Raw genomic sequence first — 11,888 nt, 5'->3', positions numbered from 1 at the left:
CGGGTCGAGGGCCTTGGGAATGTCCACTCCTCAGGCTGATCGGACCGCGTGTCGACGGGGGTCTACATGGATCTTCGGGCCGGATCCCGCGTCCGGCGGCCGCTCGCCGGCGAGGACCGCACCGGCCTGGGCGAGTCCGACGGTCGCGGCGACCAGGGGCCTGGGGTCGATCGATCCGTCGGCGTAGGCGTGGATGGTGGCGGCGAGGCCGGGGGAAGCGGACAGGATGCCGACGGCGGTGATGTCCTTGAGTGCGAGGGTGCGGGTGTCGATCCTGCTGGGTTCGCCCGCCAGGCCGATGTACACGAGGCGGCCGGCGGGTTCGACCAACTCGAGCGCTCTGTCGGGCAGATGGGCCGCGTTCGAGGCGTCGACGACGGCGTCGAACGGCAGGTCCGGCAACCCGTCCTCCGTCCACACGTGCTCGAAACCGAGACTCCGGGCGAAGGCGAGCGAGCCCTCCGTGATGCCCATGAGGTGGACTTCCGCCCCGGCGGCGCGCAGGAACATCGCGCTCAGCAGCCCGATCGTCCCCGGGCCCAGGACCAGTGCCCGGTCCCCGGCCCCCGCCGAGGTGGCCCGAGCAGCGCGCAGGGCGTTCCCGCCCGGCTCCACCAGCGCGCCGAGCACCTCGTCGACGGAGTCCGGCAGGGCGTGCAACGAGCTCGCCGGAACGGCGAGTTGCTCGGCCAGGGCGCCGGGACGGCCGGTGCGAATGCCCACCTCGTGCCGCCTCTCACAGACATGCTGGTGCCCGCGCCGGCAGCGTCGGCAGGATCCACAGCCGATCATGGTGTCGCCCATGACGCGTCGACCGATCCACCCGTGATCGACGCCGTCGCCGACCGTCGTGACACGGCCGCACCATTCGTGGCCGAGCCGCATCGGGTAGGTGGAGTGGCCCTGGTGGAGGTAGGCCATCTCGCCGGTGAAGAACTCCACGTCGGTGCCGCAGACGCCGACCCGCTCGACCTCGATGACGGCTTCGCCGGGCCCGGCCACCGGCGCCGGGAGGTCCTGGACCTCGTGGACGCCGGGTGCCGTCAGGACGAACGCACGCATGGAGGGCAGGCTCACCGGGGCCCGAGCACGTTCTGGCGCTGGGTGCCGAGCTGCTTGATGCCCAGTTCCATCACGTCGCCCGGCTGGAGGTAGACGGGCGGGGTGAAGCCCATACCGACGCCGGGCGGAGTGCCCGTGTTGATCAGGTCGCCGGGCTCCAGCACGAGGAACTGGCTGAGGTAGTGCACGATGAAGAACGGGTCGAAGATCATCGTCTTGGTGCTGCCAGTCTGCCGGCGCACGCCGTTGACGTCGAGCCACATGTCGAGGCCGAGCACGTCGTCGACCTCGTCGGCGGTCGCGAGCCAGGGGCCTGCCGGGTTGAAGGTCTCGGCGGACTTGCCCTTGGCCCACTGCCCGCCGCGCTCCAATTGGAAGGCGCGCTCGCTGACGTCGTTGACGACCACATAACCGGCGATGGCGGCGCGGGCCTCGTCGACCGACTCCAGGTAGCTGGTGCGGCGGCCGATGACGATGCCGAGTTCCACCTCCCAGTCGGCCTTGGTGGAGCCACGCGGGATGCGCACGTCGTCGTTCGGTCCGATCAGGGTGTTGGGCGATTTGGTGAACAGGATCGGCTCGTCGGGCACGGGCATGCCGCTCTCGGCCGCGTGGTCACGGTAGTTGAGCCCGATGCACAGGATCTGGTGCGGGCGCGCGATGGGGGCGCCGATGCGTTCTCCGTCGAACCGGGAGACCCGGCCTGCGGCGACCCGCTCGGCCACGAGGGGTCGGACGTGGTCGATGCCGCCGCCGTCGAAGAACGTCTCGTCGAAGTCGGCGACGACGTCCGACAGATCGACGTACGTCTCGTCGTCGACGCGGGCGACGGGCTTCTCGGCGCCGGGTTCGCCAATGCGCATGAGGTACACGGGGGTTGTCTCCAGGCTTCGGTCGGATGGGGGAGGGACAGGGCTATCGGCAGTAGGGCTCGCCGAGAGGACCGAGCAGAGCCCGGATCTCGTCGAGGGCGTCCAGCAGGGTGGCCAAGGGCATCCGGTAGGCCAGCGCGCTGATGCTCACTGATCCCGAGGGAGCTGTGGGCGAGGTGGCGAACACGGGCAGAGCGACACAGTTGACGCCGGTCTCGTTCTCCTGGTCGTCGACGGCGTACCCCCGTTCGGCCGTGGCCCTCAACTCACGGTGCAGGTCGGGGGGCGTACAGAGGGTCTGCGGGGTGCGCCGTTCCAGAGGCGAATCGCCGACCCACGCCTCGACTTCCTCCAAGGCACCCAGGCGCGAGGCGAGGAGCAGTTTGCCGACGGCGGTGGCGTGAGCGGGATTGCGTCCGCCGATGGTCGACGTCAGCTTGACGGCACCGGTGGGTGGATCGACCTTGGCGCGGTAGACGACCTCCCGGCCGTCGAGGACCGCATAGTGAGCCGTCTCGCCGAACCGGTGCGCGAGAGCTTCGAGTACCGGCCGCACGCGGACGTGGTCGGGCCGGGCCTCGTGGTGGGCGAAGGCCATGCGCAGGAACTCGTCGCCGAGCACATATCGGCCGTGGGCGTCCTGGTCGGCCAGCCCGGCCCGACGCAGGGCGGCGAGAGCCCGGTGCACGGTCGGCTTCGGGCTGCCCATCAGGTGCGTCAGCTCGTCCAAGCCCGCCCCGTCGGAGTACCGAGCGAGCTCCTTGAGGACTGCGAGCACGCGGTCCGAGCCCACAAGCCGGCCACCGTCGGCGCCGGTAGCGCCGTTCTCGCCGGGGTCTGTCGATCCGTCGTATGTCTGCGTATGCTTCATGGCGTTCCACATTTTAGAACGTCATACCGACTATTGGAAGAGGTTCGGGATGACGCTCCGCAGCCCACGGCTGCAGATCGCCATCGCCATCGCCGACACGGCCTCGGACCTGACTCCTTGCAACGCGCACCTCGACGAGGTCGCGGCCTCGGTGCGCGACGGCGTGTACGAGGCGGGAGGGACCCGCCGGCCCTGCCGGGTTGTTGCCTCCGGACCGGGGGCTTCTGCCCCCGAGCTGAAGGCCTCCGGACCGCTGCGGAGGCCGCCCCCTTCACAGCGTGCACGCTCACGCGTTCGTACCCACGCCCTCGACTCACAGGAGAGCCATGACGACCACGAAGGCGGCCCTCGTCACCGGAGGCGCCAGCGGACTCGGCCGAGCCGCCGCCCAGAGGCTGCGGAGCGAAGGGGTGAGGGTGACGACCTTGGACCTCCACGGTGCCGACGTCTGCGCCGACGTGACGGACGACCAGGCCTTGCGCCAGATCCGCGACGAGATCGGACCGGTGGACATACTCGTCAACTCGGCGGGCATCGTCGGCCCCAACAAGCCGCTCACGGAGACCACCATCGAGGAGTGGCGCCGGGTCCTCGACGTCAACGTCCTGGGCACGGTGAACACCATGCGGATGTTCGTCCCCGGGATGCGCGACCGGGGCTGGGGACGCGTGGTCAACTTCGCGAGCATGGCCGGCAAGGACGGCAACCCCAACCTGTCGCCCTACTCCGCGTCCAAGGCGGCCGTGATCGCGCTCACCAAGTCGGCGGGCAAGGAACTGGCCACCAGCGGCGTCCTCGTCAACGTCATCACACCCGCGGTGATCGCCACCCCCATGAACGACAGCACCGCTCCCGACGTGCTCGAACACATCACCGGCCTCATTCCCATGCAGCGGATCGGACGCCCGGAAGAGGTGGCGGAACTGGTCGCCTTTCTCGCCTCGGACCGGGTCAGCTTCTCCACCGGCGCGGTCTACGACATCAGCGGCGGGCGGGCGACGTATTGAGAGCCGTGCGCTTGCGACGGAACCAGCTGCCTCTTTCCACGCCGCACTCGTGGGATGCTCGCCCACGCCGGAAGCAGTTCCAGCAGGTCAGAGGCGCACGCTTCCGGAGCGGCGAGCTCACCTTCACCGAACAACGGCGCGAACGCACCCGTCGATTCCTCTCCCACATCGGGCACGACACCTCCGCCATGTCGGACCACGAGGCCTCCGCCTGGTCCGCTGAGTACGAGGCTCACCGCAACGCCGCCTGGGCAGCGTTTCCCGATGCCGAGCCCGTCCTGCGGAAACTCGCGCGGGACTACCGCCTCGGGATCGTCTCCAACTCGTCCGTCGACCACCAGCGCGGCAAACTCCACGCCATCGGCCTGCTGCCCTACTTCAGCACCGCGCTCGTCTGCTCGGACCAGCACGGCGCAGCAAAGCCCGCACCGAGCATCTTCCTCGCAGGCTGCGCAAGCCTCGGCCTCCAGCCACACGAAGTGGCCTACGTCGGAGACAAGTACACCCTCGACGCCGTGGGAGCCCACGACGCGGGCCTGCACCCCTACTGGCTCGACCGGGCGAACACCAACTCCGGCCAGGGCACCACGGATGGCATCCGCGTCAGCCACTCCCTCGTCGAACTCCCACCCGCCCTCATCAGCTGAGGACCACCGCCACTGTGCCGACGACTGCGACACCTCGCCGACCAACCAACGCCCCGCCGGGACCACCCCGGCGGGGCGTCTCGTTCCCGCTCATTGGCGCTGTGTCCCCCCGCTGTCAGGTCTCGGGGCCGTAGCGAGCGTAGCGCCTGGAAGGGGCTCTGACCTCGGGGAACGGAACGCGTCCGGCGCACAAAGATGCGTCAGCTCGTCGTTGACCGGCGGTCCGCGGCAGGGCCAGGGTGGTGGAGCCGGATCGGATTCCGATCTCCCGTTTCGGGTCACCGAACATCTCCCGTTTCGGGTCACCGAACTGCGTGAAGGAGGCCGTGATGCTGCAGACAGACATCCGTGAAGACACCGAGCTCAGGGACGACAGGGACGACGAGGAAGCGGCTGCCGCCGCCACGACGGTGCCCGCCACGACCGCGCCCGCCATGCGATCGGCGCCCGACGCACCGGCGGAAGACGGCGAACTGTTCTTCCAGCGCTGTCTCTGGTGCGGCACTGCGGCCTACCGCCGCTCGTTCTGCCGTGCCTGCGGCTCCGTGACGTTTCGACGCGAACGCAGTGCGGGCGACGGGATCGTCGTCCGTCGCCATGGCCAGGTCCCTCACCACACGTGGTTCGTCGCGATGAACGAGGGCTTCAACCTGCTCTGCCGGACGACCGGTATGGCGTCGGTCACGGTCGGATCGAGAGTCAGTGTCGTACGAGTGGTCGCTCCCCTCGGTCAGGGACTTCCCGTCGTCGAACCCACCCGCCCGCCGACTTCGGAGCGCCGGTGGTGAGGGGAACGGCCGGGACATTGCCGTACGCGAGCGAAGGACCGACGAGCAGAGAGGAATGTGCGTGAGCACCCAGCACAATGCGCCGGACGAAGCGGCCGGTGTTCTCGGAGGAGTGGGGCGCGGGGCGCTGGAGGGTCTGCGCATCGCCGACTTCTCCCGGGTTCTCGCGGGGCCCTATGCCACCATGCTCCTCGCCGACCTCGGGGCGGACGTGGTGAAGGTCGAACGGCCGGGCATCGGCGACGACACCCGGGCCTGGCACCCGCCGGCGGACCACGACGGCACGTCGACCTATTTCCTCGGCGTCAACCGCAACAAGAGGTCCGTGGCCCTGGACCTGACGACCGACGCGGGCCTTGAACAGGCCCGCGCCCTGGTCGCGGAGTCCGATGTGCTCGTGGAGAACTTCCGGCCCGGAACCATGGAGAGGCTCGGCCTCGGCCCTCGCGAACTCCGTGCCCGGCAACCGGGGTTGGTCTACTGCTCGATCAGCGGCTTCGGCGGCGGCGCGGGTGCGGCGATCCCCGGATACGACCTGCTGGTGCAGGCCGTCGGCGGTCTGATGAGCGTGACCGGTGACGCGGCGGGGGAGCCGGTGAAAGCAGGGGTGGCCCTTGTCGATGTGATCACCGGCCTGCACGCGTCGCTGGGCATCCTCGCGGCCCTCCGACACCGGGACGCCACCGGGGAAGGGCAGCTCGTGGAGGTGAACCTGCTGAGTTCGCTGCTGTCCGCCCTGGTCAACCAGGCGTCGGCGTTCGCCGTCGCCGGTGTGGTCCCGGGCCGTATGGGCAACGCGCACCCGAGCATCGCACCGTACGAGACCTTCTCCGCCGCAGATCGCCCGATCGCGATCGCGGTGGGCAACGACCGACAGTTCGCGGCGCTCGCCGACCTCATCGGAGAACCCGGTCTCGCGCGTGACGACCGCTTCCGCACCAATGCCGACCGGGTTGCCCACCGCACCGAACTGCGGGACATCCTGACGCGACGGCTGGGCACCGTCGGCGCGGACCACTGGTCGGCCGTCCTGCTGGCCGCCGGGGTACCCGCCGGGCCGGTCAACACCCTTGACGAGGCATTCGACTTCGCCCGGAAGCTCGGCCTTCCCGGCATCGTCGAGATCCCCGCCGTCGAGATTCCCGACGCGTCCGCCGACGGAGCACAGGGCAGACCCTTCCGCCAGGTCGCGAACCCCATCGCGCTGAGCGGCACGCCCGCCCAGTACCGCCTGCCACCACCCCGCCTGGGCCAGCACTCCGCAGAGATCCTGCACCGCTCTCCAGACGACGACCACGCCCCCGCGCCGGATCAAGCTGCCGGCTGACCGTTCCGGCGCGACACCACGACCGACCGATCACCGACCGATCATTGACCGATCACCGACCGATCACCACCCATTACCGACCGATCACCACCAACCCCAGGAGTTCACGATGAGCGGCGCCAAGCCGATGAAGGACCCCCTCGATCTGCTCGACCTCCCCTCCACCCTCACCGACGAGGAGCGTGAGATCCAGGCCACCGTCGCCAAGTTCCTCGCCGACCGGGTGCGTCCGCACATCGGCGAGTGGTTCGAGAACGCGCACTTCGCTCGTGAACTCGCCCCCGAACTCGGCAAGTTGGGTGTGCTGGGCATGCACCTCGAAGGCTACGGCTGCGCCGGGACGAACGCGGTCAGCTACGGACTCGCCTGCCTGGAGCTGGAGGCCGCGGACTCCGGCTTCCGCAGTTTCGTCTCCGTGCAGGGCTCCCTGTCGATGTTCTCCATCTGGAAGTGGGGCTCGGAGGAACAGAAGCAGGAGTGGCTTCCCCGCCTCGCCGCCGGTGAGGCGATCGGCTGCTTCGGCCTGACCGAACCCGACTTCGGCAGCAACCCGTCCGGGATGCGTACCAGCGCCGTCCGCGACGGTGCCGACTGGATCCTCAACGGCTCCAAGATGTGGATCACCAACGGCGGCATCGCCGATGTCGCCACCGTCTGGGCCCAGACCGAGGACGGCATCCGCGGCTTCCTCGTCCCCCGCGGGACTCCCGGCTTCACCACCCACGACATCAAGCAGAAGATGTCGCTGCGCGCGTCCATCACCTCGGAGCTGTACTTCGACGACGTACGCCTGCCCGACTCGGCACGACTGCCGCACGCCCAGGGCCTGCGCGGCCCACTGTCCTGCCTGAACGAGGCCCGCTTCGGCATCCTGTTCGGCGCGGTCGGCGCGGCCCGCGACAGCATCCAGGCGGCCATCGAGTACGCCGACTCCCGCGTGCAGTTCGACAAGCCGATCAGTGGCTTCCAGCTCACCCAGAAGAAGCTCGCCGACATGAGCGTCTCCGTGGGCAATGCCGCACTGCTCGCCGTGCACCTGGGCCGGCTCAAGGACCAGCACCGCATCCGGCCCGAGCAGATCAGCGTCGGAAAGCTCAACAACGTCCGGGAGGCGATCGCCATCGCGCGCGAATGCCGCACGATCCTGGGTGCCAACGGCATCTCCCTGGAGTACTCGCCGCTGCGCCACGCCAACAACCTGGAGTCCGTCCTCACCTACGAGGGCACCAGCGAGATGCACACCTTGGTCGTCGGGCAGGCCATCACCGGCTACCCGGCGTTCCGGTGACCGCCGCGGACCTGGGGAAGACACCCGTGAACATCGTCGTACTCGTCAAGCAGGTCCCGGACACGGCTGCCGAACGCACGCTCTCCGGGGCTGACCACACCCTTGCCCGCGAGGACGCCGACCTCGTCCTGGACGAGATCAACGAGCGCGCCGCGGAGGAGGCGCTGACGCTGAAGGAAACGACGGGCGCCGAGGTCACCGTCGTGTCGATGGGACCCGAATCGGCGCTGGAGGCCATCCGCAAGGTCCTGGCCATGGGGGCGGACCGCGGCATCCACATCTGCGACGACCGGCTCCGTGGAGCCGACGTGGTGACCACGGCGAGGGTCCTGGCCGCGGCCGTGCGGACGGTGCGGGATGTGGATCTGGTGCTGGCGGGCAACGCGACGACCGACGGACAGTCGAGCGCGGTGCCCGCCGTTGTCGCCGACCTGCTCGGCTTGCCGCCGTTGACGCACGCGAGGGAGTTGACGGTGGACGCGGGCCGCGTCCGTGCGGAGCGTGAGACGGAGGACGGCGAGGTGACGCTCGACGCGCCACTGCCCGCGCTGGTCAGCGTCACCGAGAAGATCAACGAACCGCGTTACCCCTCCTTCAAGGGGATCATGGCCGCGAAGAAGAAGCCGGTGGAGACGGTCGATCTCGATGACCTGTTCCCCGACGCGGGCACAGGGTTCCGTGTGACCGCAACCCGTGTGGTGAAGGCCGTACCGCGTCCGGCGCGGGTCGCGGGAACCCGTATCACCGACGACGGCTCGGCCGGCCGGCGACTCGTCGAATACCTGATCGCCCAGAAGCTCGTCTGAACCGCCCAGCCACAGGCGTACGACCGGAAGTACCACCGGAAGCACGGCCAGAAGCACGTCCAGCCAGAAGCACGATCAGAAGTAGGCGCCCATGCCCGATGTCCTCGTCCTCGTCGACCACGACGAGGACCGTGTGCACAAGTCCACGTACGAACTCCTGGCCGCCGCACGGAGGTTGGGCGCCCCGGCCGCCGTCGTCGCGGGAACCCCCGGCACCACGGCCCGCCTCAAGGAATCCCTCGCCCGCCACGGTGCCATGAGCGTCTACGCGGCCGAGTCGACCGAGGCGGGCGACTTCCTCGGCACACCGTCCGTCGACGCCCTCGAGCTCGCGGTCCGGGAGGTTTCTCCCGCCGCAGTGCTGGTCTCGGCGACGACGGACGGCAAGGAGGTGGCCGGGCGTCTCGCCGCGCGGTTGGACGCCGGGGTGCTGATCGACGCGGTCGACCTGGACCCGTCCGGTGAGGTCACCCAGATCGTCTTCGGCGGCTCGTGCACCGTGCACGCGCGGGTCACCCACGGCATACCGGTGATCGCCGTACGGCCGGGCTCCTTCGAGCCGGAAGAGCATCCCGTGGTGGCGACGCAGCACGCACTCGCGCTGCCGCCCATCGACCCCGCGGCGTCCGCCCGCGTCGTCGCCCGCCGCGCCGCGCTCGCGGGTGACCGTCCCGCTCTCACCGAGGCGGCTGTCGTGGTCTCCGGTGGACGCGGCGTCGGAGGGGCGGACGGCTTCAAGGTGGTGGAGGAACTGGCCGACGCGCTCGGAGGAGCCGTGGGCGCGTCGCGCGCGGCGGTCGACGCCGGCTACTACCCGCACCAGTACCAGGTGGGCCAGACAGGCAAGTCCGTCTCGCCCCAGCTGTATGTCGCCCTTGGCATCTCCGGGGCCATCCAACACCTCGCCGGTATGCAGACGTCCAAGACGATCGTCGCGGTCAACAAGGACCCGGAGGCCCCCGTCTTCGGCCTGGCCGATTACGGCGTCGTCGGTGACCTGTTCGCGGTGGCGCCTCAGATCACGCGGGAAGTGACGGCCCGCCGCACTGACGGTTGACCGGCCGAGGCGTTCGCCTCCGCCTCCGCCCGTATCGACAACTCCTGTTGCCGGCCCCACCGTCGGAGTCGGTTGGAGTCGGGGACCGGTGCACGGAGGTGGAGCTGCCGGCCTGGCACCCGCATGGTGCTGGGCCGGCAGCTCCGCCTCGGCTCGTCAGGCGGCCAGGCGCCGGAACCGGCTGCCGTGGAACACCAGCGGTTCCCGGTCGGGATCAGCCTTCAGCCCGTGGATCTCCAGCAGGACGATCGTGTGGTCGCCGCCGGGGAGTTCGGCATGGACCGAACAGTCGAGCCAGAGGCTGGCACCGTGGACGTACACACCGCCGTCCTCGCCGCTCTCCCAGCCGACGTCCGCGAACCGGTCCCCGCCCCGGGCGGCCAGCGCGCGGCAGACCATGTCCTGCCCCTCGGCCAAAACGCTCAGACCCAGCCTGTTCTGTCTGCGCAGCCTCGGCCAGGTCGACGAGGTGTCCTGAACACAGACCGACACCAGCGGTGGCTGGAGGGACACCGGCGTGAACGTACTGGCGGCCATGCCCACGGGCGTCCCCGCGTCGAGGGCGCACAGAGCCGTCACCCCGGACGGGAAGCAGCCGAACGCCTGGCGCAGCACGGCCGGATCCGTCGGCGTCGTCACGAGCGGGCTCATCGAACGCCCTCCTGACCCGACAGGACCGCGCCCAGACGCCGCAGCGAACCGTTGTTGCCGGCCACGTGCTGGGCGACGCAGCGGACGTCGCGCCAGCGCCGCTGCAGGGGGTTCGAGCTGTACAGCCCGGAGCTGCCCGACAACGTCATGACCTCGTTGAGGATCCGGATGCCCTCGTGGTGGATGTGCTGGTGGCCGCCGGTGTAGCCGAACCACTCGGCCGGGGTGGGCTCCTCTCCCGCGAGTGCCCGGTTCATGACCGTGGCGCCGGTCTGTTCGAGCAGTGCCCACAGCGCGGCGGTGCGCAGATGCAGTTCGGCGAACTTCTCCTGGAACACCGGGTCCTGGCCGATGACCATCCTCGGGTCGAACGCCGGCCGCTTGGTGGCGGCCAGTTCCGTGAGGTCGCCGAGCGCGCCGTCCAGACAACCGATGACGACGGCGTCGTGCGAGGCGCCGGTGGCGGTGTACGGCAGGTCGTAGAAGGGGGCGGGGATGTGGTTGTCGCCCATCAGCGGGCCCGTGAAGCGCTCGGGAACGAAGACGTCGTCCATCGTGAAGTCCGTGCTCTGCGTGGCCCGTAGGCCCACCGCGTCCCAGGTGTCGAGAAACGTGGCCTGCTCGGGGCGGAGCAGCGCCACACGCATGTCAGGGCGGCCGTCCGGCAACGCGGGCGCGCCCTCGACCACGAAACCCGCCAGCAACCAGTCCGGGGTGAACGATCCGCTGGCCAGCGGCCAGCGCCCACTGAGCCGGTAGCCGCCCGCCACCGGGGTCGCCCTGCCCTTGGGGGCTATCGCCCCACGGAGCATCAGGTCGGCGCCATCGCCGAACACCTCTTTCTCGAGCGTCTCCCGCGGCAGCGACCGTACGAAGAACCAGGCCATCGAGGCCGCCTGAACGGTCCAGCCGGTCGACCCGTCGGCCCTTGAGATCTCCCGGACCACATGAGCGCTCCGCACCAGGTCGAGCTGCTCGCCGCCCCATTCCCGGGGCAGGCTCATCCGGAACACACCGGCCTCGCGCAGAGCGGCGACGATCTCCGGGGGAACGGCTCGGGCCTCTTCGGCCTCGGCGGAACGCGCGGCGATCTCGGGCAGCTGCGCACGGACGCGGCCGAGTACGCCGTCGTCGGCCTCCCGGTCGTGGGACGGGACCGGTTCGAGCAATGTCGTCATGATCGATCCTTGGGGTGTGTGCGGTCAGGGAGCGTCTGGGCCGCTTCGTGGCTGTGGGATGACGCCTCACATTGCTTGCGCGGAACGGCTTCTGCGCGGAACGGCTTCGCGGGGGCGTTCGTGCTCGTCCTGCACGAACGCTGTACGAGGCGCCTCGGGCACTGCTCGCATGATGCGGGTCGGCAGGAGGGTCCTGCTTGTGTCCGGGAGCACGGGTGATTTGCGTGGCTGAGAACACTCCCCGGAGCCGGTTGCGGATCGCCCGGGAGGACTTAGCATTCCTCGCCAGGAGTGCCGTCCGAGCCCGTTTCTCGGGGGCCGGACGCACCGGGAG

12 protein-coding genes are annotated in these 11,888 nt (G+C 69.8%); 7 read left to right on the top strand and 5 right to left on the bottom strand.

The features are described from left to right. Positions 1-30: 30 nt before the first annotated feature. From P1P70_RS01445 to P1P70_RS01435, 3 genes are read right to left on the bottom strand one after another with little or no spacing between them, the layout of a single operon-like run. Positions 31-1,062, bottom strand: a complete 1,032-nt coding sequence (locus tag P1P70_RS01445; protein ID WP_319233863.1) for a zinc-dependent alcohol dehydrogenase — start codon at positions 1,060-1,062, stop codon at positions 31-33. Between the two features lie 11 nt (positions 1,063-1,073). Further along, on the bottom strand, positions 1,074-1,934 hold the full coding sequence (locus tag P1P70_RS01440; protein ID WP_319233860.1) for a fumarylacetoacetate hydrolase family protein: 861 nt from the start codon (positions 1,932-1,934) through the stop codon (positions 1,074-1,076). A 43-nt stretch (positions 1,935-1,977) separates the two neighbouring features. Continuing rightward, the gene (locus tag P1P70_RS01435) at positions 1,978-2,805 is read right to left on the bottom strand and encodes an IclR family transcriptional regulator (RefSeq protein ID WP_319233859.1); all 828 of its coding nucleotides are present in this window, start codon (positions 2,803-2,805) and stop codon (positions 1,978-1,980) included. Positions 2,806-3,131: 326 nt separating this feature from the next. Between P1P70_RS01435 and P1P70_RS01430 the strand changes: the two genes are divergently transcribed. The 7 genes from P1P70_RS01430 (at position 3,132) to P1P70_RS01400 (ending at position 9,725) form a co-directional block, all read left to right on the top strand. Continuing rightward, positions 3,132-3,812 (top strand): SDR family NAD(P)-dependent oxidoreductase, encoded by a 681-nt coding sequence (locus P1P70_RS01430; RefSeq protein ID WP_319233858.1) that lies wholly within the window; start codon positions 3,132-3,134, stop codon positions 3,810-3,812. Between the two features lie 5 nt (positions 3,813-3,817). Continuing rightward, on the top strand, positions 3,818-4,459 hold the full coding sequence (locus P1P70_RS01425; RefSeq protein ID WP_319233857.1) for an HAD family hydrolase: 642 nt from the start codon (positions 3,818-3,820) through the stop codon (positions 4,457-4,459). A 329-nt stretch (positions 4,460-4,788) separates the two neighbouring features. After that, positions 4,789-5,247 (top strand): zinc ribbon domain-containing protein, encoded by a 459-nt coding sequence (locus P1P70_RS01420; protein WP_319233856.1) that lies wholly within the window; start codon positions 4,789-4,791, stop codon positions 5,245-5,247. A gap of 55 nt (positions 5,248-5,302) precedes the next feature. Beyond that, positions 5,303-6,574, top strand: coding sequence for a CaiB/BaiF CoA transferase family protein (locus tag P1P70_RS01415; protein WP_413471401.1), 1,272 nt, complete (start codon positions 5,303-5,305; stop codon positions 6,572-6,574). A 109-nt stretch (positions 6,575-6,683) separates the two neighbouring features. Next, the gene (locus tag P1P70_RS01410) at positions 6,684-7,862 is read left to right on the top strand and encodes an acyl-CoA dehydrogenase family protein (RefSeq protein ID WP_319233854.1); all 1,179 of its coding nucleotides are present in this window, start codon (positions 6,684-6,686) and stop codon (positions 7,860-7,862) included. Between the two features lie 26 nt (positions 7,863-7,888). Next, positions 7,889-8,668, top strand: coding sequence for an electron transfer flavoprotein subunit beta/FixA family protein (locus P1P70_RS01405; protein WP_319233852.1), 780 nt, complete (start codon positions 7,889-7,891; stop codon positions 8,666-8,668). 91 nt (positions 8,669-8,759) lie between these two features. Then, entirely contained in the window at positions 8,760-9,725 is a 966-nt protein-coding gene (locus P1P70_RS01400; RefSeq protein ID WP_319233851.1) for an electron transfer flavoprotein subunit alpha/FixB family protein, read from the top strand. A gap of 156 nt (positions 9,726-9,881) precedes the next feature. Here the strand turns inward: P1P70_RS01400 and P1P70_RS01395 are convergent, their stop codons facing one another. Further along, positions 9,882-10,376 (bottom strand): flavin reductase family protein, encoded by a 495-nt coding sequence (locus P1P70_RS01395; protein WP_319233849.1) that lies wholly within the window; start codon positions 10,374-10,376, stop codon positions 9,882-9,884. After that, positions 10,373-11,554: an acyl-CoA dehydrogenase family protein gene (locus P1P70_RS01390; protein WP_319233847.1), complete on the bottom strand. Its 1,182-nt coding sequence runs from the start codon at positions 11,552-11,554 to the stop codon at positions 10,373-10,375. Before P1P70_RS01390 ends, P1P70_RS01395 begins: the two co-directional genes overlap by 4 nt. Positions 11,555-11,888 lie beyond the last annotated feature (334 nt).

This window comes from Streptomyces sp. MB09-02B, from assembly GCF_033794485.1.
In the GTDB taxonomy this organism is placed as follows: Bacteria; Actinomycetota; Actinomycetes; order Streptomycetales; family Streptomycetaceae; genus Streptomyces.
Note: the sequence above shows the minus strand (reverse complement) of the source record. Positions and strands in the feature narration are given on the sequence as shown.